The sequence below is a fragment of the Bacillus paranthracis genome (assembly GCF_024296885.1).
Taxonomy (GTDB): Bacteria; Bacillota; Bacilli; order Bacillales; family Bacillaceae_G; genus Bacillus_A; species Bacillus_A paranthracis.
Map to the genome: position 1 here is coordinate 431,170 of NZ_CP101135.1, position 22,811 is coordinate 453,980.

Below are 22,811 nucleotides of genomic sequence, written 5' to 3' on the forward strand. Positions count from 1 at the left end.
TAAATTACTTCGTTTTTTCCTCTTCACCAAGAATATTACGCCCAAACCATTTTTTACTGATCTTTTCATACGTACCATCTTTAATAATTTCATCTAAAGCTTTATTTACTTTCTCGACCATTTCTTTATCATCTTTACGAATAGCAATTCCCATTTCATCAAGGTTTAGTGGTTTTCCAGCTTCTTTTATATTTGATTTACCTTCTTTGATCATGCGTAAACCAACCATTTGATCTGTAATTACTGCGTCGATACGTCCAGGCTCTAAGTCCATAAGTGCAGTAATATCGCTATCGTATTCTGTAATTTGATCTGTGTATTTTGCAACGAGGTCTTTAAAGGTACTAGCTTTTACAACACCAATTTTCTTACCCTTTAAATCTTCTGGAGAAGAGATAGATGTATTCTTTTTAGCTACAAAAATTTGGGCACCAGAACGATAATAAGGATTTGAGAAATTAACAGCTTTTAAGCGTTCTTCTGTAATTGCCATACTGCCCAGTATTACATCATACTTTTTCGCTTTGAGACCTTGGATTAGCGTTTCCCATGGATTTGTAATAGGGGTTGGTTTCATATTCATTTTTTTCGCAAGTGCTTCACCTAGTTCTACATCAAAACCGACAAGTTTTCCGTCATTTTCTTTATAGTTAAAAGGCTTATATAAGCCACTCATCGCATAACGAAATTCTTTTTCACCATTTGAAGAAGTAGTAGCACTTTCCTTACTACAGGCTCCTAGTATAAAGGATGTGCATAATGTAATACTCGCAACAATGGTTAATAGTTTTCTTTTCATAAAACCCCTCCTATATATTGATCATACGGATGGTTTTAAGTATGTTATTGAAATATTTTATTTAGATGATTAGTTGTGCACCGTATGAATGTATTTCTTTTCGTTTGAAACAGAAGTTATATTATAAAACGTTACGTAAAAATTGTTTCGCTCGTTCATGTGATGGAGCTGAAAAGAATTGTGCTGGCGGAGCATCTTCTACAATTTTTCCATCATCCATAAAAATGACGCGATCAGCTACATCTCTTGCGAAATTCATTTCATGAGTAACAATAACCATGGTCATTCCTTCTTCAGCAAGTTCTTTCATAACTTGCAATACTTCTCCAATAAGTTCAGGGTCTAAAGCTGAGGTAGGTTCATCAAATAGCATAATTTTAGGATTCATAGCAAGAGCTCGTGCAATAGCAATACGCTGTTTTTGACCACCTGATAGGAGATGGGGCGTTACATCTGCTTTATCTTGTAGGCCGACTTTTTGCAGAAGCTGATTTCCGATTTCTTTTGCATTTGCTGCTTCTAATTTTTTTACATGAATAGGTGCTTCTATGATGTTTTCTAGTGAGGTCATATGAGGAAAGAGGTTAAAGTGCTGAAAAACCATACCGACATTTTCGCGGACTTTGTTTAAATTTGAATGCTTTGGATCAATTCGTTCACCTTGTAAGTGAATTTCACCTTCATCGTACATTTCTAAAAAGTTAAGACAGCGAAGTAATGTACTTTTACCGGAACCACTGGCACCAATTAAAACGACAACTTCTTTTTCTTGTACTTCTAAATCAATTCCTTTTAAAACGTCAAGTGAGCCAAATGATTTTACTAGATTTCGAACCTGAATCATACAAAACCCCCAGTCAAAAATATATTTTACAAATGTTGCCCCTTATTTCTGTTATTAGTCACAAATTGTCAGAATCCTTTATTTTTTTCGTGGATTTGATATTAAAGAAAATAATAATTTTTTGAAATCTCTATATCCTTCTATAATGAAAATATGGATAATAATATATAGGTAGTACTTATATTACTTATACAAAGGGGGAAAGAAGAGATGGAAAAAGAAAGGAAGGCATTTTCCTTTGGCTTACGTACACAACTTATGCTATTCACTACAGTTTTAGCTTTAATTACATATTCAACAAGTATATTTTTTATTTATGTGATATATGATTATTTTCAAAGTTATGTAAGTCAAACTGCATATAATATTATCGTTATGCTATTAGGGGTAGTATGGTCTGGGATTTTAGCATATGGAGCAGCCATATTTTTAATTAAACCGCTTCGAAAGTTAGAGGAGGCGGCAAGAAAAGCGGCTGAAGGAGACATTCGTGAAGATGTTCCGTTACCGAAGACTGATGATGAAATTAAATCTTTAAGTGTTGCATTTAATATGATGCTTGGGAACTTAAGGGGCATGGTAAAAAATATTGATACAACATTTTCGTATACAAACAATCAAGTACAGCAAATTAGAAAACAAACAGGCGAAGCAACGAAACAAGCACAAGGTGTTTCTGAAACTCTTGCAGAGATTTCTTCTGGCGCTGAGCAATCAGCGGCATCCATTCAGGCAATTGTTTCTGCTGTTGATACAACAACTTCTATTGCAAGTGAAGTAGAAGAGAAAGCGAAACAGTCTGATGAGTTGTCTTCAGAAATGGTTCAAGCTTTAGGGCATAGTACTCGTGTCTTTACGTCTTTAATTCAAGGTATTCAAACATTGGCGAAAGAAAATGAAGATTCAATGCAAAATGTACAGAAGTTAGAGGAAAGAATGAAACAAGTAGAACACATTGTATCTGTTGTGAGTGAGATTGCTAGCCAAACTAATTTATTAGCACTAAACGCTTCTATTGAGGCTGCTCGTGCAGGAGAGCATGGAAGAGGCTTTGCGGTTGTTGCGGAAGAAGTACGAAAACTTGCTGATGAAAGTGACCACTCTGCAAGAAATATATCGCAGTTATTACGAAATATGCAAGAGGAAGTACAACAAGTTGCAATGAAAATGACAGAACAAGTGAAAATAGCTAAAGAAGAGGCGAAACGTGGGGAGGCTACGGAATTAATTTTAAAAGAAATGTCATCAAGTGTTATGGAAGTAGCGGATGCAACGAAGCAAATTAGTGGTTATATGAATGAACAAGTGAACCACATTCATCAAACAGGAGCACAAACAAAGGCCGTAGCAGCAATTGCTGAAGAAACGTCAGCTGGTTCACAAGAAGTAGCACGTGTGACGTTGCAACAATCTAAAAATATGATAGCAATCGATCAATTATTAAAGGATCTAGAGAAACAAGCAACAGAATTGAAACAGACAATTGAAAGATTTTCAATGTGAAAAGGAAGAACAGCATTTTTGTTCTTCCTTTTTTATATATGAATAAGGTTTGTAATAAGCGTGGACAAGGAGATGAGAAGAATGAGATTTGCCTTTGTGAGAAATAAATAAAGCATAAGAATAAAGAAACTACATAGAGTTCAATGAAAACAGTTGCAAACTATTCATATTTTGTTATGATAGTGTTACGAAAACGTTTGCATAAAATTCCGATGGGATGCAAAAGGAGAGAATGACTATGAATAAGACATGGTGGAAAGAAGCGGTTGCTTATCAAATTTATCCACGTAGCTTTATGGATTCAAATGGCGATGGTATTGGAGATTTACAAGGTATTATTGCGAAACTGGATTATTTAAAAGATTTAGGAATAGATGTAATTTGGATTTGTCCAATGTATAAGTCACCTAATGATGATAATGGTTATGACATTAGTGATTATCAAGATATTATGGATGAGTTTGGGACGATGGAAGACTTTGATGCTTTACTAGATGAAGTTCATAAACGTGATATGAAGCTTATTATTGATTTAGTTATTAATCATACAAGTGATGAACATCCATGGTTTATTGAGTCTCGTTCATCTAAAGACAATCCGAAGCGTGATTGGTATATTTGGCATGATGGTAAAGATGGTGCAGAACCAAACAACTGGGAAAGTATTTTTAATGGTTCGGCATGGGAGTATGATGAAGTAACAGGACAATATTATTTACACTTATTCTCGCGTAAACAACCAGATTTAAACTGGGAGAATAAAGAAGTTCGAGAAGTGCTATACGATACAGTTAATTGGTGGCTTGATAAAGGAATTGATGGTTTCCGAGTAGATGCAATCAGCCATATTAAAAAAGAAGACGGCTTTAAAGATATGCCAAATCCAAAAGGACTAAAGTATGTTCCATCTTTTGATAAACATATGAATGTGGATGGTATTCAACCTTTATTAGAAGAATTAAAAGAAAATACATTTTCTAAGTACGATATTATGACTGTTGGTGAAGCGAATGGCGTTAAGATTGAAGATGCTGAGCTTTGGGTTGGAGAAGAGCAAGGTAAGTTCAATATGGTATTCCAATTCGAACATTTAAGTTTATGGGATGCAGAAAAGAAGAAAGATCTTGATGTTGTAGGGCTGAAAAAGGTATTAACGAAATGGCAAAAAGGGTTAGAAAATAAAGGATGGAATGCTTTATATATTGAGAATCACGATAAGCCGCGTATCGTTTCAACTTGGGGAGATGATAAACAATATTGGCGTGAAAGTGCAACGGCTCTAGGCGCGATGTACTTCTTTATGCACGGTACACCGTTTATTTATCAGGGACAAGAAATTGGGATGACAAATGTCCAATTACCAAATGTTGAAGATTACGATGATGTTGCAACTAAAAATTTATATCGTGAGAAAATTGCAGAGGGCGTATCCCATCAAGATATGATGGAAATTATATGGGCTTCTTGCCGCGATAATTCACGTACACCTATGCAGTGGAACGATGAGATGAATGCTGGCTTCACAACAGGTGCACCTTGGTTTAGTATGAATCAAAACTACAAAGAGATTAATGTTGAAAAGCAGAAAAATGAAGAAAACTCTATTTTCAATTTCTATAAGAAAATGATTGCCTTGAAAAAAGAGCACGATGTACTGAATTACGGTACGTACGATTTACTTTTAGAAGATGATCCGCAAATTTATGCATATACTCGTACATTAAACGATGAAAAAATAGTCGTAATTAGTAATATCTCAAAAGAGGAAGCTGTGTATAATGAGGATTTATTTGCACTAGAACGCAAACGTTTGCTTTTGAATAACTATGAAGTTGCGGAACATGAACAAGTAACTTCAATCACGTTAAAGCCTTATGAAACAAGGGTTTATCGTATTTCATAATAAAAAAGGATGCTCTTAGAGCATCTTTTTTTATGAAAAATAATAAATTTCTATTGCAAAGTGAAAACGCTTTTATTAAAATAGATTTATGAAAACGGTTGCGTAAAGATAAAAATGAAGTAACATAAGGAATCGTTTTCACAATAGAAACAGAAATTATAATTTAAATCATTATGTTGTTATAAATAAAGGGGAGGAAGAACAGATGAAAATTACGTCTTTTGATTTTTGGCAAAAGTTCGGGAAAGCGTTATTAGTTGTTGTAGCTGTAATGCCAGCAGCTGGTTTAATGATTTCTATCGGTAAGTTAATTGGAATGTCTGCTGGGGATATTAACGCAGTTCATACAATCGCTCGCGTAATGGAAGACATCGGTTGGGCAATTATTACTAATCTACACATCTTATTCGCAGTAGCAATTGGGGGATCTTGGGCGAAAGATCGCGCAGGTGGCGCATTTGCAGCGCTATTAGCATTCGTCTTAACAAACAGAATTACAGGAGCTATATTTGGCGTAAACGCTGAAATGTTAGCGGATTCAAAAGCGAAAGTTTCTTCAGTATTAGCAGGGAACTTAATTGTAAAAGATTACTTTACTTCTGTACTTGGTGCACCAGCATTAAACATGGGGGTTTTCGTAGGGATTATCACAGGTTTCTTAGGAGCTACTTTATATAACAAATATTATAACTATAACAAACTACCACAAGCATTAGCATTCTTTAACGGAAAACGATTCGTACCATTCGTTGTAATTGTTTGGTCTACAGTAACTGCAATTGTATTATCACTTTTATGGCCATTCATCCAAAGTGGATTAAATGAATTTGGTCGCTGGATTGCAGCTTCAAAAGATAGTGCACCAATTGTTGCACCATTTGTATATGGAACGTTAGAGCGTTTACTATTACCATTCGGTTTACACCATATGTTAACAATTCCGATGAACTATACTGAGCTAGGTGGAACATATACGATGTTAACTGGCTCAAAAATTGGACAAGTTGTAGCAGGACAAGATCCTTTATGGCTTGCATGGATTACAGATTTAAATAACTTATTAGCAAATGGAGATACAAAAGCATATAACGATCTATTAAATAATGTTGTACCAGCTCGTTTCAAAGCTGGACAAGTTATCGGTTCAACAGCAGCATTAATGGGTATTGCTTTCGCGATGTTCCGTAATGTTGATAAAGAAAAACGTGCAAAATATAAACCAATGTTCTTATCAGCAGCATTAGCAGTATTCTTAACAGGTGTAACAGAACCAATTGAATTCATGTTCATGTTTATTGCTCCAGTATTATATGTTGTATATGCAATTACAACAGGACTTGCATTCGCATTAGCAGATTTAATTAACTTACGTGTTCACGCATTCGGATTCATTGAGTTAATTACTCGTACACCGATGATGGTTAATGCAGGATTAACTAGAGATTTAATCAATTTCGTTATCGTTTCATTAGTATTCTTCGGTCTGAACTTTACATTATTCAATTTCTTAATTAAAAAGTTCAACTTACCAACACCAGGACGTGCAGGTAACTATATTGATAATGAAGATGAGGCATCAGAAGGAACAGGAAATGTACAAGATGGTTCATTAGCAACAAAGGTTATTGATTTATTAGGTGGAAAAGAAAATATTGCTGACGTAGATGCTTGTATGACACGTTTACGTGTAACAGTAAAAGATTTAGATGTTGTTGCACCAGAAGCGCAGTGGAAACAAAATGGTGCTTTAGGACTTATCGTAAAAGATAAAGGTGTACAAGCGGTATATGGACCGAAAGCTGACGTATTAAAGTCAGACATTCAAGATATGTTAGGTGCGTAATAATATGAAATTGCTAACTTTAAACTGTCACTCTTGGCAAGAAGAAAATCAAATAGAAAAGATAAAATATCTTGCTAAAGTCATTCAAGAAGAAGAGTACGATGTTATCGCATTGCAAGAAGTAAGTCAGTCGATAGGAGCTAAAAATGTATGCGGTAACAAGAAAGAAGATAATTTTGGACTTTTACTATTAGAAGAGTTAAAAGCGTTACATGTAAAAGATTACAATATTACTTGGGATTTCTCTCATATTGGTTATGATGTGTATGAAGAAGGATTAGCGATTATAACGAAGCATAATGTTGTAAAAGAAGATACGTTCTTTATTTCAGAAAATAAGGATACAGCGTATTGGAAAACACGCAAAATTGTAAGTGCAACAATTGCTTATAATGGTAAGAACATCACGTTTTACTCTTGCCACCTCGGTTGGTGGAATGATGAAGAAGAATCATTTAAAGATCAAGTGAATCGTTTGATGGAGCGTGTAGATAGCAATGAACTTTCCTTCTTAATGGGTGATTTTAATAATAACGCTCGTTTGCAAGGGGAGGGTTATGAATATATGATGCAAAAAGGTTTGTACGACACATATGGACTAGCAATAGAGAAGGATGAAGGAACAACTGTCCAAGGTGAAATTGCTGGTTGGGATGAAAATAAACATAATTTACGAATCGATCTAATATTGTGTAACCGAAGTGAAAAAGTTTGTTCTTCAAAAGTTATTTTTAATGGTACAAACCGAAATATAATTTCAGATCATTTCGGTGTAGAAGTGCAAGTAGATATATAATAGAAGAAATCCTCACAGATAATAAAAAGCTGTGAGGATTTTTTTAGGAATACAAGTATTTCCAAGAGAAAATACTTGTATTTTTTATGACATTTCCTATATATTTGTTATTATTGAATGTAAAACCGATTTGGTCATTTTGTATTCATACTTTGACTTACTTCGTTATATAATGTAGTAAGTTAAAGTTAATGGGAAAAAATAGTTCGTTTTTGGTTAATCCACGATGTAGAAAGTGATATAATTGCAAAATGTATGTATCATTTTCTAAAGAAGGAAAAATATATAATTAGGTGATAACTTCTATGAAACAAATTTGGCGTATTTATAAGACTGATTTACGGAATGTAGCTAAACATTGGGCTGCAATTGTTATTGTTGTAGGGTTAATGATTTTACCATCGTTATATGCATGGTTTAACATTAAAGCTTCTTGGGATCCATATGGAAATACAAAAGAAGTTCCCATTGCAGTTTCTAACCAAGATGCAGGCTCTAATTTAAGAGGGAAAGATATCAATATCGGGGACGAGATTGTAGATTCTCTTAAGAAAAACAAAAATCTTGGTTGGAAATTTGTAGATGAAAAACAAGCAATTTATGGAGTGGAACGCGGGGATTACTATGCAAGCATTACAATTCCAAAAGACTTCTCTGAAAAAATTGCAACTGTTCTGGATGAAAATCCACAGAAACCAGAACTTGATTACTATGTAAATGAAAAGGTAAATGCGATTGCACCGAAGATTACAGCAAAAGGTGCATCAGGTATTACAGAAGAAATTAGTAAAAACTTTGTTAAAACAGCGAACGGTGAGATTTTTAAAATCTTCAATGACCTTGGAATCGATTTAGAAACAAACTTACCAAGTATTGAGAAAGTAAAAGATCTTGTATTTAAGTTAGAAGCGCAGTTCCCAGAAATGAATACACTTATGGATAAGGCGTTAGATGATGCGACTCGAGCAGAGGATGTCGTGAAAGTAGCGCAGAAAGAATTGCCGGTTGTAGAGAGTGTTATTAATGATGGTCAGGATACACTTAAGAGCTTAGATGCATTCTTTGCGAGAAATGATGAAACATTGAATCGTGCCCCGGGAACTATTAAGAATAATTTAATTGCAATGCAAACAGGTTTGAATGGTGCGGCGGCAATTACGGATTTCTTAAAAAATCCATCTGTTGATTTCAATCTGGCACTTCCAGATCCATCTAAACTTCCAGAGTTACCAAATGTAACTATCCCGCAAATACCAGCGCTTCCAGAATTACCGCAAGTGAATGGTGAGGGATATAAAAACATTGCTAAAAATATTAATCAAACTGTAAATAATGTTTTTAGCTCAATACGTGTTGGAACAACTTATGCACAAGGTGTTATAAACGGGTTGCAAAATGGTAATTTCGACCCGGAAAAAGCGAAACAAGATCTTAATAAGGTTTCTGAGAATCTTCAAGATCGTGCGGATAGTGTTTCATATGTAATTGATGTCTTTACTAAATTTAAAGAGTCGGCATCAACTGATTTTGGAAAAGAATTCTTCCAAAAGAGAATAGAAAGATTAACAAGCCTTAAATCAGCTATCGAAAATGCAAATGGGGGCGTTAAAGATATTGCCAATATTATTGGTACAGGGCAAGAAGTGAAACAAGACGTAAGAGATGCTGCTAATAAAAAGTTAGACGCAATAAATAACTTGGTAAATCAAGCAGAAACAGATTATAATGCAACGTTCGTAGCGGATTTTGAAAAAGCAGTAAGCACAGCTGAACAATTAAAAAACAAGGCTGAAGGTGTAAAAGAAGATGCTCAGCAACTGAGAGGAAATTTAAATCAAGATATAAACAAAGCTAATGAGATTTTAAACAATGGTAGAGAAGCTTATGATAAGGCTGTAAATGATTATAGCAGATTAAAAACGGAGCTTGGCAAAGCAAGAGAAGACTTGAATAATAAAGGGATTAACGGATTAGATTCTACAAAAGTAGCTTTAAATGATATAAGAGGAGAGTTACAAGCTGGAAAGAATTTAGTTAATGATATGATTCCTGTTATGGAAAATACGAATAAAGTTTTAGCGGATGTAAATAGTGATAAGAACACGAATAACATGATTTCTAAATTGAATAAATTAAAAGATGGTTTACAAAAAGCAATCGATTTAACTGATAAAGGAATTGACGCTATTAATAAAGGTCAAAAGCCAGCAGCAGATGTTATTGAAAGTATTAACGCAGTATCTAAAAGTACTTCGGCCCAAATAAGTGACATCTTAGCTAAATACGATTCAGAAATCGTTCCAAACTTTAATGAAGCAATTGCTCGTACAAAAGAGATGTCTAAAAACACATCTCAAATTTTAAAAGAAGCAGACAAAAAGCTTCCAGATGTTAAAAAAATACTAGAAGATTCATCAAAAGGCTTAGTAGATGGTAAAAAGAAATTAACAGACATTAAAGCTGAAATGCCAGCTACTGAGAAAAAGATTAAAGAATTGGCAGATAAAATTCGTGATTTTGAATCTGAAGAGGATTTAAAAGACATCATACGCTTATTGAAAAACGATGTTGAGAAGCAAAGTGACTACTTTGCGAATCCAGTAAATTTAAAAGAGAATAAATTATTTGCGATGCCGAACTACGGTTCAGCGATGTCACCATTCTATACAGTGCTTGCATTATGGGTAGGCGCATTATTAATGGTTTCATTATTAACAGTAGAAGTACATGAAGAGGGCGCGAATTATAAGAGCCATGAAATTTACTTCGGACGTTTATTAACATTCTTAACGATAGGTCTTTCACAAGCGTTTATCGTATCGATGGGAGATATATTCTTACTCGGTACGTACGTAGTCGATAAATTCTGGTTTGTATTATTTAGTTTATTTATTGGTGGGGTCTTCGTTTGTATCGTATACTCACTCGTTTCTATTTTTGGAAACGTTGGGAAATCGATGGCGATCATTTTACTTGTACTGCAAGTAGCAGGATCGGGCGGAACATTCCCAATTCAAATGACACCGAAATTCTTCCAAGCAATTTATCCGTTCTTACCGTTCACATATGCAATTAGTGCAATTCGTGAAACAGTAGGCGGAATGCTGTGGGATATTGTAACGCGAGATTTACTTGTATTAAGTGCTTTCGTAGTAGTTATGATTGTAGCTGCGTTATTATTGAAAACACCAATTAACAAATCGAGCGAAAAATTCGTTGAGAACGCAAAAGGAAGTAAAATCATTCACTAACATAAAAGGTTCCTACCGATAGAGGTAGGAACCTTTTTGTTTAATCAAATTTTAATTTCTTTAATGCTTCTGTTTAGTGATTCTTAAACGAGTCATGTCAATTATGACTGATATATAAGGTGCTTCTTACTGCTCTTCTTGAAAACTGTGGTATATTAAACGGTATATAGTTAGTAAAGGAGTTTGAATAAATGGCAAAGAGTGTAGTAATTGCTGAGAAACCATCAGTTGCACGTGATATAGCAAAAGTATTAAAGTGTACAAAAAAAGGTAATGGATTTTTAGAAGGTGACAAATACATCGTGACTTGGGCTCTTGGGCATTTAGTGACGCTTGCAGATCCTGAGACTTATGATAATAAGTATAAAACATGGACTCTTGAAGATCTTCCAATGCTTCCAGAACGTATGAAATTAGTTGTTATAAAACAAACGGGAAAACAGTTTAATGCTGTGAAACATCAACTTACTCGAAATGATGTTAATGAGCTGATTGTGGCTACCGATGCAGGAAGAGAGGGCGAATTAGTCGCACGTTGGATAATTGAAAAAGCAAAAGTAAATAAACCAATTAAGCGTTTATGGATTTCTTCTGTAACAGACAAAGCAATTAAAGATGGTTTTAATAATTTAAAACCAGGTAAAGCTTATGACAATTTATATGCCTCAGCCGTTGCCCGCTCTGAAGCAGATTGGTATATTGGCTTAAATGCTACCCGTGCATTAACAACAAAATTCAATGCTCAATTAAACTGTGGGCGTGTACAAACTCCAACTGTAGCTATTATTGCTGGTCGTGAGGATGAAATTAAAAACTTTAAGGCTCAAACATACTACGGTATCGAAGCGCAAACAAACGATAGGTTAAAACTAACTTGGCAAGATGCAAATGGTAATAGCCGTAGTTTTAATAAAGAAAAAATCGATGATATTGTAAAAAATCTAGATAAACAAAATGCCACTGTTGTGGAAATTGATAAAAAGCAGAAGAAGTCATTCTCTCCTGGTCTTTACGATTTAACTGAATTGCAACGTGATGCCAATAAAAAGTTTGGTTACTCTGCGAAAGAAACATTAAACATTATGCAGAAATTATATGAACAACATAAAGTGCTAACGTATCCTCGTACAGATTCACGCTACATTTCATCTGATATCGTTGGAACACTTCCAGAGCGTCTAAAAGCATGTGGTGTTGGAGAATACCGTCCTTTAGCACATAAAGTATTACAAAAGCCTATCAAACCTAATAAATCATTTGTTGATGATAGTAAAGTGAGCGATCATCATGCGATTATTCCAACAGAAGGATACGTTAACTTTTCAGCATTCACAGATAAAGAACGCAAAATTTATGATTTAGTTGTAAAACGTTTCTTAGCTGTTTTATTCCCAGCATTCGAATACGAGCAACTAACATTACGTACCAAAGTTGGTAACGAAACGTTCATTGCACGCGGAAAAACGATTTTACATGCTGGTTGGAAGGAAGTATATGAAAATCGATTTGAGGATGATGATGTAACTGATGACGTAAAAGAGCAGCTTTTACCTCGTATCGAAAAAGGCGATACATTAACTGTAAAGTTAATTATGCAAACATCAGGCCAAACGAAAGCACCTGCACGTTTTAACGAAGCGACTTTACTTTCAGCAATGGAAAATCCTACGAAATATATGGATACGCAAAATAAACAACTTGCTGATACGTTAAAATCAACTGGTGGATTAGGTACTGTAGCAACGCGTGCTGATATTATCGACAAGCTATTCAATTCATTTTTAATTGAAAAACGTGGTAAAGATATTCACATTACTTCAAAAGGTCGTCAATTACTTGATTTAGTACCAGAAGAGTTAAAATCACCTACACTAACTGGTGAGTGGGAACAAAAGCTAGAGGCAATTGCAAAGGGGAAACTGAAAAAAGAAGTATTCATTTCCGAAATGAAGAACTATACGAAAGAAATTGTTTCTGAAATTAAATCGAGTGATAAAAAATATAAACATGACAACATTTCAACGAAGTCTTGCCCGGACTGCGGTAAACCAATGTTAGAAGTAAACGGCAAAAAAGGAAAAATGCTCGTATGCCAAGACCGTGAATGCGGTCATCGTAAAAATGTATCTCGTACAACAAACGCTCGTTGCCCACAATGTAAGAAGAAACTAGAATTACGTGGTGAAGGTGCAGGTCAAATCTTTGCATGTAAATGTGGCTATCGCGAGAAGTTATCGACATTCCAAGAGCGACGTAAAAAAGAATCTGGAAACAAAGCGGATAAACGCGACGTTCAAAAGTATATGAAACAACAGAAAAAAGAAGAAGAACCATTAAATAATGCATTCGCAGAAGCATTAAAGAAATTAAAATTTGATTAAAATGAGATCATAAAATTTAATTTAGCAGTTAGTTTAAAAACTCCATTTGGAATAAAGGTTATTCCAAATGGAGTTAATTCTTTAAATTATTTTTTTGATCTTATAAAGGAGTTTAATGTTTTCGGTGATTGTTATATAAGAAATTAATAAAAGTAATATTTAATTCTTCAGAACAAGAGTTATCAAGAGTTAATGAAATTTTTGAAAAATTAGATTTAAGGGATGCTCATAATATTATTCTGGTGGGCGCAAGAAAGAATAATAAATGATCTGCATGAATTGCTTAAGTTAATTTAGAACCAAGACCACATTAAAGTGGTCTTTTTCTTTATCAGCTGAAGTACTCTGTTCTATAAAGAGCGGCCATATAAGAACAAACGAAGGAATGGTATTTCTCCGATTAAGGAAAAAGAATACTTGTAGAAGCTACTTGAGGAGACAACTTAGAGGAATTGTCCACCTTTGTAAAATTAATAAATTACCTAAAATGGAAAAGTTAAAATAATCAATGATTCATGTGCATTTTTAGGAGGAAATATTTAGGTTTTTTCCAGCAGGAATCTCAATTGATGAAAGGTTAATATAATAAATTTAAGAAAATTAATACAAAAATAAGTTAACAAAGGTATTTGCTATTAACAAACATATATCTAATAAATACTATAAAAATCGTTCTGTTTTTATGAATGGAAATTTAAAAGTTACGTTCATTATACCTTGCATTACAAGTTATCGTATGTTATTTTTATGTTTATGTTTAAAGCACTTGTATTAAAAGTTAACAGGAGAGAGGGGAATGAAATGAAAAAATCAACACAAATGTTAAAAGGTGTTTTAGATGGATGTATTTTATCCATTATTCAAGAAGGGGAAATATACGGTTACGAATTAAAGGAAAAATTACATAACTATGGCTTTCACTCTTTTAGTGAAGGGACGATATATCCATTATTATTACGTATGCAAAAAGAAGGATTAGTTACGAGTGTATTAAGGGAATCTACGACTGGTCCAAAAAGAAAGTACTATGCGTTATCAAAAATGGGGGAAAAGGAATTGGATAAATTCAAAGAGCGTTGGGACGATTTAAAATTATTTGTTGAAAATGTAATTAATAAGGAGGGGAAGTAGAATTATATGCAAGAAGTCTGCTCAATTTTTAATCGAACTTAGAATGCTGTTATTGTAACAAAGAGTCACCATATCAAAAAAGAAAATTATACGTTTCGAAACAAATTAATCGGTTACTAATGTGACAAATTGTATACTGTCATGAAGATAATCTTATCTATGTCGGCGTATCCGGTAAAAACTTTGTTATTAATACAACAAGTGCAAATGAAAACGTAGTTTTGAATATAAAGAAGATGAGAATTGGAATAGCAAATTTTAATTTACTTAATCCAATTTATAACCCTAAACAAAAAACAGTTAAATTTGATACATAGGATGTTTAAATTGTACTACTAATTCTATATGCAAATGTACCTTTCGTAAATAATGAGCCTAAACTCGTTTATTTAGTTGTTCTGCCAAATGAAGTTAAACTTAAAATAGCCTTAATAAGACCACTAATGATAATAATAGTTGTATAAGGAGTATTATTTCGAAAAAACATCATAAAAACTTAATAATGACCTAATGATTTTTAATCTTAACAATCGCTGTTGATGTATACATAATATTACGCACTGCAACTACCAAAAAGAACTTGTAGCAGTGCTAATAAGAAGAACATGTCTCAAATTTTTTCTCATTCGAATTGTACTCCAGGATCTGTAATCATTTTAAGTAAAGGCGGTTTTTCTTCGCCAACTTTCTGTTTATTTAAACTCACTTCCTTTATAATACATTTTTATATTAATATAAATGGTTATAAGGGGGAGTTTCACATCCTCTTTATTCTCGAGGATGTGAAATGCCTACTAAAACAATGGGTATGTGTAATAGAGAATAACATTCCTACTACACTAGTAATTTATTCATAACGAAGTGCTTCAATTGGATCTAATTTTGCAGCTTTGTTCGCTGGAATTAATCCGAAAATAACGCCGAGTGTTATTGAGAACAATACGCCGCCTATGACAACTTCCCATGAAACAAGTGGTGGCCACTTTGCAAACGTGGAAACAATATATGCACCACCATAACCAAGCCCAATTCCTATCAGCCCACCAAGAAGCGTTAACATAACTGCTTCAATTAAGAACTGTAATAAAATTTTGCTGCGCGTTGCACCAAGTGCTTTACGTATACCAATTTCACGTGTACGCTCCGTTACAGATACGAGCATGATGTTCATAACACCGATACCACCAACAATTAGTGAAATACCAGCGATACCACCGATGATCATTGTCATAATCCCTGTCATCTTTGAAATGCCTTCTTGAAGTTCTTTTAAATTTAGAACCTCGTATTTACCAGTTGCGTCACTTGGTTTGCGGCTGTTTAAGACATCGGCAGCTTTTTTACCTGCTTTCTCTAAATCATTTACATTTTTGGCTTGAACAGAAATATTTTGAATTTCATCTTTCCCATATAGTATTGGCCATAATGAAATTGGAATTAATATTTCTGATGTTCCCATTCCCATAAACTCACTATCTGATTTGTAGATACCAATAATTTGCATTGGTTGTCCCTTTATTTCAATAATTTTACCTACTGGATTGGCATCCTTAAATACCTTTTCTTCCATTTGTTTACTAATCATGACAACGTTATTACCTTGGTCCACATCTGATTCTTGTAAAGAACGTCCCTTTAACAACTTTACTTTATTTACTGCAAAGTACTCACTATCTAATCCAGTAATACTTACCATTTCTTTTTTATCTTCAATATCAAGTGGTTCCATGCTTGAGTTTGTTGTCACAACATGTGTGATCTCTGAGATTTTTTTTATTTCAAAAATATCTTCTTCAGTTATTTTCGGTGCTTCTACCATTTTCATACCAAAAGGATCATTCATATCTGCACTATAATGAATTTGAACAGTTTGATTACCTGAACCAGCAAATTGAGATTTCAGCATCGATTCCCCGCCCTGTCCGATTGCAACGACAGTAATAATCGAACCTACTCCGATAATAATACCGAGCATCGTAAGAGCAGAACGTAGTTTATGAGCTAAAATAGAAGACAGGGCAATTTTTATACTATCTAGTAAACTCATACCGCACACCTTCTATCTTCTGTAACTTTCCCGTCCCGCAGTACAATGCGGCGGGACGAATACGCTGCTACTTCCTCTTCATGCGTAACCATAACAATCGTCGTGCCTTCTGCATTAAGCTTCGTGAAAATATTCATGACCTGCTCACCAGACTTCGTATCAAGTGCACCAGTCGGTTCATCGGCCATAATGAACGTTGGATTATTTGCAATCGCTCTTGCAATCGCTACACGCTGCTTCTGTCCACCTGATAACTCATTTGGTAAATGATGCACACGATCTGCCAATCCAACTTTACCTAACGCCTCCAAAGCACGCTTGCGACGCTCCGCTTTCTTCACGCCACCATATACGAGCGGAAGCTCAACATTTTCCACTGCTGAAAGACGCGGCAGCAAATTAAAATGCTGAAACACAAAACCAATATATTCATTACGAATTAAAGCAAGTTTTGACTCATCTGCTGTTAGGATATTCACGTCGTTCAGCATATATTCGCCTTCTGTTGGACGATCTAAACAACCGATAATATTCATAAGCGTCGACTTACCAGAACCAGACGGCCCCATAATCGAAACAAATTCACCACTCTGAATCGTTAAACTAATACCGTGCAAAATCGGCACTGCCAATTTTCCTTGATAATACGTTTTAGCAATATGATTTAACGTAATCATTTCTCTTTCACTTCCATTCCGTCATATACATCTTCGGAAGGATTTTTAACCACCTTTTGCCCCGCTGTTACGCCTTCTACAATCTCTGTCCAGTCTCCATCAGTAGATCCTTTTTTCACATTTTGTTTACGAAGCTTTCCTTTATCCTCAACATAAACAAATGCATCATCGCCCTTTTCTACAATGCTCTTAGTTGGAACAGCAACCATCTTCTTATTCCCTAAATTTACTTGTAGAGAAACGTGATAACCTGGAGATAAACCATCTTGACTATCAAGACTTGCTTTATATGTATATTGAGACATATTTTGAGTTGCCTCACCTACACCACCGGCTTGAGCCATCTCTGCACTTGTTGGAAACTCACTTACCTCTGTAATCTTACCTGTCCATTTCTTCTTATTATTTGCTTTCGCCGTTACAGTAAATGTTTGATCTTTTTGAATTTGTGACTTCTGAAGCTCAGTTAACGTCCCTTGAATTTGGAACGGATCTTTAGAAGCAATTTGTAAGAACGCTTTCCCCTGACCACCTACCGCTTGAGATGAGCTTTGTGCAGCATCTTTATCTAACTTTTGAACAACACCAGCAAAATTACTATAAATCGTAAGTTCTTTCTGTTGCTTTTTTAATTCTTCTGCTTGCAACTTTCCTTTTTCTTTCTCAAGCTCAGTTGTCTTTTGCTGCATTTCTAGTTCATTTAGTTGCTCTTCCAGTGGATTTATGATTTCTGTAGTAGCACCGCTATCTTTTGTCTTCTTAATTTCTTGCTTCAATGAATCTATTTTCTTCTTGCTTTGATTGTATCGCATATCTGCCATCTTTTGATCAAGCTCAGCTTGTTTCATCTTTAAATTAATTTCCTCATTATCATAAGAGAATAACTTCGTACCTTTTTCTACCTCTTGTCCTTCTTTTACCGTAATATCCTTCACTTTTCCTTTAGTCGAATCTGTGTAGAATCCTTCAATATTTCCTGGTTTCACTTGTCCGGAAATTAACTTCGTATTATTAAGTTTACGTTCTGATACCTTTTCGAAACTTACAGTACCTGTCTTAACCTCGCCTTTCTTCGTACTTTGCATGACAAAAATGTTAATAGCTGCAACAATAGCAATTAAAATAATAACACTAACAATAATCCTTTTCTTCTTATTTGAAGTATGGACTTGATTTTGTAACATAACTTATCTCCTTTACAATAATTTATTTTTAATTTGTATAGTAATTAAATACTATAACAAAATTTGTAAAATAACATAATAAGATAACCATTCCTAATTTCTTACTTATCGTATTAATAATGCGGTTGAAAAGAAATTTCATTCAACTAGAATAGGAAATTTATATTATTTTCTTTCAAACTGATCTAGCGTAATTAAATTGCTTTCTCAGTAAATTAAATAACCAAATATATTTTAATATGAACTTTTTAACTTCGTAAAACTAGTTTTATAAATATGCAAATTTACATATTTATAAAATATTTTTTTATGGTATTATTTTCTAGTACCCGGGGAACAACATAAAAAATAGAATTTGGGATATTTAATTCTTGTATTGTTTTATATAATTAAAAGGATGTAAGGGTTAAATGGATATTTAGGGAGGAAATTTAAATGAAAACAGTAATGATTAGATCACTTATCGGTTGTAGTGCAGCTACTGCATCAACTATTATTGATTATATGGATTGGATTTCTTATGCTTCATTATTAATGTCTCTAACTGGAATTGGTGCTTCTGCATCAGCTGCTGTTTGGGCATATCGTGCTACAATTTTAGGAATGACTAGAATGGGTAAGAGAGCTGCAGCAAACGCACTTTAAAAAGATATTAAGGTGGGGTTGTTTAGCCCCACCCCTAATAAATTTGGACTCCTTTCTTAACAAATAATAAACTTTTAGTTAGGAGAGGAGTCCAAGATGATTAGGAAAATATGAATAATAGAGAAAGTAACAAACGATATGGTATTGCGTCATAAGAAGAATCAATAAATGTTTTTTATAAGAGTGGGGCGTTATTCTTCAAATAGAGTAATAAATATCGTATTACGGCGGAGTAGAAATGTCTAAGAAAAGTATATTCCTTTATATAAAATTAAAATGAACCAATGAATGGAATTTAGATTTAATACAATTAGGCAATGAAATTACTAGATTTGTACCACCAAAATAAAATAATGATAAACTATTAAAAATAAGAAGTAGTGTTCAATTTTAGGGGATGGTCAGTTAACTTTGTTTATTATAAAGGGGATTAAAAATGATCAAATTAAAAAATAAAAGAATAATTAATTTACTATCTTTTTGCCTTCTGGCTTTGGTGCTTTTTGCAAACACATTTTTTTCAATTAAAAACTTTGGCGTGATTGAACAATTTGATATAATCCAAAAAAAATTACCTCTATTTACCAATTCATTTGTTATTGTCTTTTTAACTTCGATACAAGTGATTGTGGGTATTACTGTGGTAATAATAGAAACACTATTTGTTACTTTTATTACAAACTTTATTGCTAATAAAAAATTAAACTTTAGCAACTTTTTATCAGTAATAATTTTTTCAAATATATCTTCTATATTATTAAATATGACGGTTATTTGGATTGTTGGGTTGAATAATTTACAAGACCTTGAATGGCTAGGCTGGTCTCCAGGTTCTCAAATGTTATTATCTGGTTTCGTTTATCTATATTTATCAAATTTAAATGATTCTATCTCAAATAGATTAAAAGTTAAAATAAGTGTAATTATATTCTCAATAACTTATGGTTTGACTTTTATCATTCAAATGCTGATGACTTTTGTGTAATTTAAATAACTTTAGGAAGGTGAGTTAAATGGAAAAAAAATTTAAAACTACAATGAAGATAATATTAGTAATAGCGGTTCTGTCTGGTTTGGTAGCAAGCTTTAGCCTAATAAAAAATATTGTGAAAATATTAGGAAATTGAAGAAGATGAAGTACTTCAAATACAAAAGATTAATGAAAAAAAGAAAAGCATTTGCCAATATAGAGCTTTTATTGGGGGATTTTCTAAATAAGTTTGCTGATGGCGATAAAAAGTTATTGCTAACTTTTTTGTATAACGTAAATGTAGTCATTACTTTCGTTTCGATATTAGCACCAATTTTTGTTTACGAGCTAATTTATTATTTTCGTTCATTTATAAACCCTTTTTATATTGCTACTACTTATTTTTTTGTGACAATGTTAATCACAGATATTAATAATGATGATTATGACCCAGAAGAGATGGAGAATGTTTCTCAGTGGATGTATAGTGCTCAAGAAAATAATTTTAAATTACTTATCATAAAAAAACTATTGTTAACATTTGGATTTAAAATTCTTTTTTATTGTTCTTTTATTATCATTTTTATGAGGGAACTCTATTTTAGTTACACAACAATATTTTTATATGAGTTTTTAGTATTAATAACTGTTTTAATTACTATTATTTTGAAATTCTTATGGAGTAATCATCAGATTGTCTTTTTATTTATAAACGGACCAAATAATACGAAAAAGAAAGAACATATAATAAAAGATCGAAATGATTCACAATTTGATAAGTATCAAATTGCTTTATCTAGATCTTGCCAAAATAGAACTTATTATTTACATATCCTATATACTTATATATTTACAATAGCTTCTCTATGTATAATAGGGATTTTAAATTTTTATTTTAATATTAATAAATTCATTATTATTTCTGTTTATTTAGCTTCTGAAAGCGCTATTATAAGTTTTATATCCCAAGGAATCATAAATAGCTCAAAAATGTTACAGGGATCTAATTTAAGTGATTTTTATTATATAAAGAAGTTTGATCAAAAAAATTATTATAATAATTTACTTTCTAAGTTTCTTTCAAGAAAGCTCATAGCAATCCTGATTGGTTATTATCTTGGTGTAATCATTCTTTACGGATTGTCATTATTTACAGCTATCATTATTGTATGTTCAACAATTATCTACTTCTACTCAATAAAAATCATTACAAAAAGAGTCTATCGCTTTAAAAAATTATCAATAGAAGATATAAAAAACAATTTCTTTTTGTATTTCTTTAATCCTATTGAAGATCTTTTAATTTTAGGCTTGCCTTTTATTACCTGCAGTGTTGTAGCTGTTTATTCAATGAGATTAGGAAATATATATCCTATAATGGTTTTCTTCATTGTATATTCTAGTTATTTATTGTTATATAATTTCCTTACAAAAGAGAGGTAAGACATGCTTGAATTGATAAACATAAAAAAAAAATATGGTGAATCAACTTACATTTTTGATGGAATAAACTTGAAAGTAGACAATATGAGTATTGTAGAATTAGTGGGTAAAAATGGTATAGGTAAATCAACGTTATTGAATATAATTGGTGGAATGACGAAATTTGATGGGGAACTCATACTAAATAAATTTTCAGTAAAGGAAAATTTTAAAGAGTATATTGCAGGTGTCTCATTAATTGGTAATACACCTTTCTTATACGATTATTTAACACCCTCTGAAACAATAGATATGGTACTATCTTTCCTAAATAGAGAAAGATTAGATTCATCTTTAGAACATCTCATTCAAGAGATTGGACTCGATAAATATCAAAATACTTATACACGTGAATTATCATTAGGAACTAGACAAAAACTATCATTAATACTAGCTCTTCTAACTTCGCCTAATTTAATTCTCCTTGATGAACCTTTTGTTAATTTTGACATTAGGTCGAGGAAAGTTACTCTAGATTATCTGAAGGATTATATAATTCAACATAAAGCAATTTTAATTTATGCAACTCATTCAACAGATACTGATGTAGCGAATTTTTCAGATAAAAAAATAATTTTAAAAAGAGATGAGCAACTCGATAAAGTAGTTCTGGAGAGTGATAATTGTGAAACCTAAATTATTTAGTATTTGTTTTATTGCTTGTTCAGTTATAGGAAGCTCATTTTTCTTTTTGGGTTTTTTACTACTTCCTAATGAACAGTTTAGTCCCAATTTACAGCCTTCTTTCATTACTATTTTTAGTACTAACTTTGAAATCCATTTTACTACAATCATATTTTCCATTATTAGTTTCGGATTTTTTTCTTTGATTTTTCTGTTCCAACAGTTTTTTTCTTTAGGATTTGCTTTTCATAGTTTGGTAGAAAAAACTTCCTTAAAAACAGCATATTCTTATTTTGCAGGTCATGGAATAGTTGAAATCATAAATATGTTTTTCACTGCAGCAATAGGTTTATTTGTAGCAGTATGCATTGTTAACATGATTAGAAAGAAAGAACTTAATAAGAATTCATTTATCTTATTAGGAAAAAATCTTTTAGTGCTATTAATTATAGATTTACTACTTTTATTAGTTGCCGCATTATTAGAAACATATTTATCTCCGTCATTAGTCGACAAAAGTTATATAATTTAATTACTCAGCCACCCTTTGGTGGCTTTTTTATTTTACTAGCTTCGTATGTTGTTTTTTGTAAATATTGATGGTATCGAATCAGGAAGGTGGTAATATCATTAAAAGAAAAGTTATTTTAAATGCGTATAAAAAAAGCCATAAGGCTGTTATTGCTTTATTTTAATAAATTTTTTACAAATCAGAAATTACACAAAAATAC

The 22,811-nt window shown here is 32.8% G+C and carries 17 protein-coding genes and 1 pseudogene; 13 read left to right on the plus strand and 5 right to left on the minus strand.

Annotated elements, in window-relative coordinates:
* Window positions 1–4: 4 nt before the first annotated feature.
* Together NLJ82_RS02220 and NLJ82_RS02225 are read right to left on the minus strand one after the other, a co-directional pair.
* Window positions 5–799, minus strand: coding sequence for an ABC transporter substrate-binding protein (locus NLJ82_RS02220; RefSeq protein WP_000823738.1), 795 nt, complete (start codon window positions 797–799; stop codon window positions 5–7).
* Window positions 800–920: 121 nt separating this feature from the next.
* Window positions 921–1,643 (minus strand): amino acid ABC transporter ATP-binding protein, encoded by a 723-nt coding sequence (locus NLJ82_RS02225; protein ID WP_000616943.1) that lies wholly within the window; start codon window positions 1,641–1,643, stop codon window positions 921–923.
* A gap of 375 nt (window positions 1,644–2,018) precedes the next feature.
* On the opposite strand from NLJ82_RS02225, the pseudogene NLJ82_RS28845 reads away from it, so the two are divergent.
* The 8 genes and pseudogenes from NLJ82_RS28845 to NLJ82_RS02260 all read left to right on the plus strand — a co-directional run.
* Window positions 2,019–2,204: pseudogene (locus NLJ82_RS28845) on the plus strand (HAMP domain-containing protein); the annotation flags it as partial.
* Between the two features lie 15 nt (window positions 2,205–2,219).
* The gene (locus NLJ82_RS02230) at window positions 2,220–3,146 is read left to right on the plus strand and encodes a methyl-accepting chemotaxis protein (RefSeq protein WP_406565718.1); all 927 of its coding nucleotides are present in this window, start codon (window positions 2,220–2,222) and stop codon (window positions 3,144–3,146) included.
* Window positions 3,147–3,384: 238 nt separating this feature from the next.
* Window positions 3,385–5,049, plus strand: a complete 1,665-nt coding sequence (locus tag NLJ82_RS02235; RefSeq protein ID WP_050266875.1) for a glycoside hydrolase family 13 protein — start codon at window positions 3,385–3,387, stop codon at window positions 5,047–5,049.
* A gap of 205 nt (window positions 5,050–5,254) precedes the next feature.
* Window positions 5,255–6,892 (plus strand): PTS transporter subunit IIBC, encoded by a 1,638-nt coding sequence (locus tag NLJ82_RS02240; RefSeq protein ID WP_000705546.1) that lies wholly within the window; start codon window positions 5,255–5,257, stop codon window positions 6,890–6,892.
* A gap of 4 nt (window positions 6,893–6,896) precedes the next feature.
* Window positions 6,897–7,688 (plus strand): endonuclease/exonuclease/phosphatase family protein, encoded by a 792-nt coding sequence (locus tag NLJ82_RS02245; RefSeq protein WP_000771959.1) that lies wholly within the window; start codon window positions 6,897–6,899, stop codon window positions 7,686–7,688.
* 305 nt (window positions 7,689–7,993) lie between these two features.
* The gene (locus NLJ82_RS02250) at window positions 7,994–10,939 is read left to right on the plus strand and encodes a YhgE/Pip domain-containing protein (protein ID WP_000810126.1); all 2,946 of its coding nucleotides are present in this window, start codon (window positions 7,994–7,996) and stop codon (window positions 10,937–10,939) included.
* A gap of 191 nt (window positions 10,940–11,130) precedes the next feature.
* Entirely contained in the window at window positions 11,131–13,320 is a 2,190-nt protein-coding gene (gene topB, locus NLJ82_RS02255) for a DNA topoisomerase III (protein ID WP_001140202.1), read from the plus strand.
* An 801-nt stretch (window positions 13,321–14,121) separates the two neighbouring features.
* A complete protein-coding gene (locus NLJ82_RS02260; RefSeq protein WP_000749965.1) occupies window positions 14,122–14,451 on the plus strand; it encodes a PadR family transcriptional regulator in 330 nt (109 codons plus the stop codon).
* A gap of 847 nt (window positions 14,452–15,298) precedes the next feature.
* Here the strand turns inward: NLJ82_RS02260 and NLJ82_RS02270 are convergent.
* From NLJ82_RS02270 to NLJ82_RS02280, 3 genes are read right to left on the minus strand one after another with little or no spacing between them, the layout of a single operon-like run.
* A complete protein-coding gene (locus NLJ82_RS02270) occupies window positions 15,299–16,498 on the minus strand; it encodes an ABC transporter permease (RefSeq protein WP_000054390.1) in 1,200 nt (399 codons plus the stop codon).
* The gene (locus NLJ82_RS02275) at window positions 16,495–17,175 is read right to left on the minus strand and encodes an ABC transporter ATP-binding protein (protein WP_000631604.1); all 681 of its coding nucleotides are present in this window, start codon (window positions 17,173–17,175) and stop codon (window positions 16,495–16,497) included. Before NLJ82_RS02275 ends, NLJ82_RS02270 begins: the two co-directional genes overlap by 4 nt.
* Complete coding sequence (locus tag NLJ82_RS02280) at window positions 17,172–18,359, minus strand: efflux RND transporter periplasmic adaptor subunit (protein ID WP_000941145.1); 1,188 nt, start codon at window positions 18,357–18,359, stop codon at window positions 17,172–17,174. The genes NLJ82_RS02275 and NLJ82_RS02280 overlap by 4 nt, the downstream gene beginning before the upstream one ends.
* Window positions 18,360–18,794: 435 nt before the next feature.
* Between NLJ82_RS02280 and NLJ82_RS02285 the strand changes: the two genes are divergently transcribed.
* The 5 genes from NLJ82_RS02285 to NLJ82_RS02305 all read left to right on the plus strand — a co-directional run bounded on the left by NLJ82_RS02285 (window position 18,795) and on the right by NLJ82_RS02305 (window position 22,612).
* A complete protein-coding gene (locus NLJ82_RS02285) occupies window positions 18,795–19,004 on the plus strand; it encodes a hypothetical protein (protein ID WP_000859781.1) in 210 nt (69 codons plus the stop codon).
* Between the two features lie 436 nt (window positions 19,005–19,440).
* Window positions 19,441–19,989 (plus strand): hypothetical protein, encoded by a 549-nt coding sequence (locus NLJ82_RS02290; RefSeq protein ID WP_000593546.1) that lies wholly within the window; start codon window positions 19,441–19,443, stop codon window positions 19,987–19,989.
* A gap of 147 nt (window positions 19,990–20,136) precedes the next feature.
* Entirely contained in the window at window positions 20,137–21,417 is a 1,281-nt protein-coding gene (locus NLJ82_RS02295; protein ID WP_000873292.1) for a hypothetical protein, read from the plus strand.
* A 3-nt stretch (window positions 21,418–21,420) separates the two neighbouring features.
* Window positions 21,421–22,092 (plus strand): ABC transporter ATP-binding protein, encoded by a 672-nt coding sequence (locus NLJ82_RS02300; RefSeq protein ID WP_000891224.1) that lies wholly within the window; start codon window positions 21,421–21,423, stop codon window positions 22,090–22,092.
* Window positions 22,082–22,612: a stage II sporulation protein M gene (locus NLJ82_RS02305; RefSeq protein ID WP_000802882.1), complete on the plus strand. Its 531-nt coding sequence runs from the start codon at window positions 22,082–22,084 to the stop codon at window positions 22,610–22,612. The genes NLJ82_RS02300 and NLJ82_RS02305 overlap by 11 nt, the downstream gene beginning before the upstream one ends.
* Window positions 22,613–22,811: the final 199 nt, after the last annotated feature.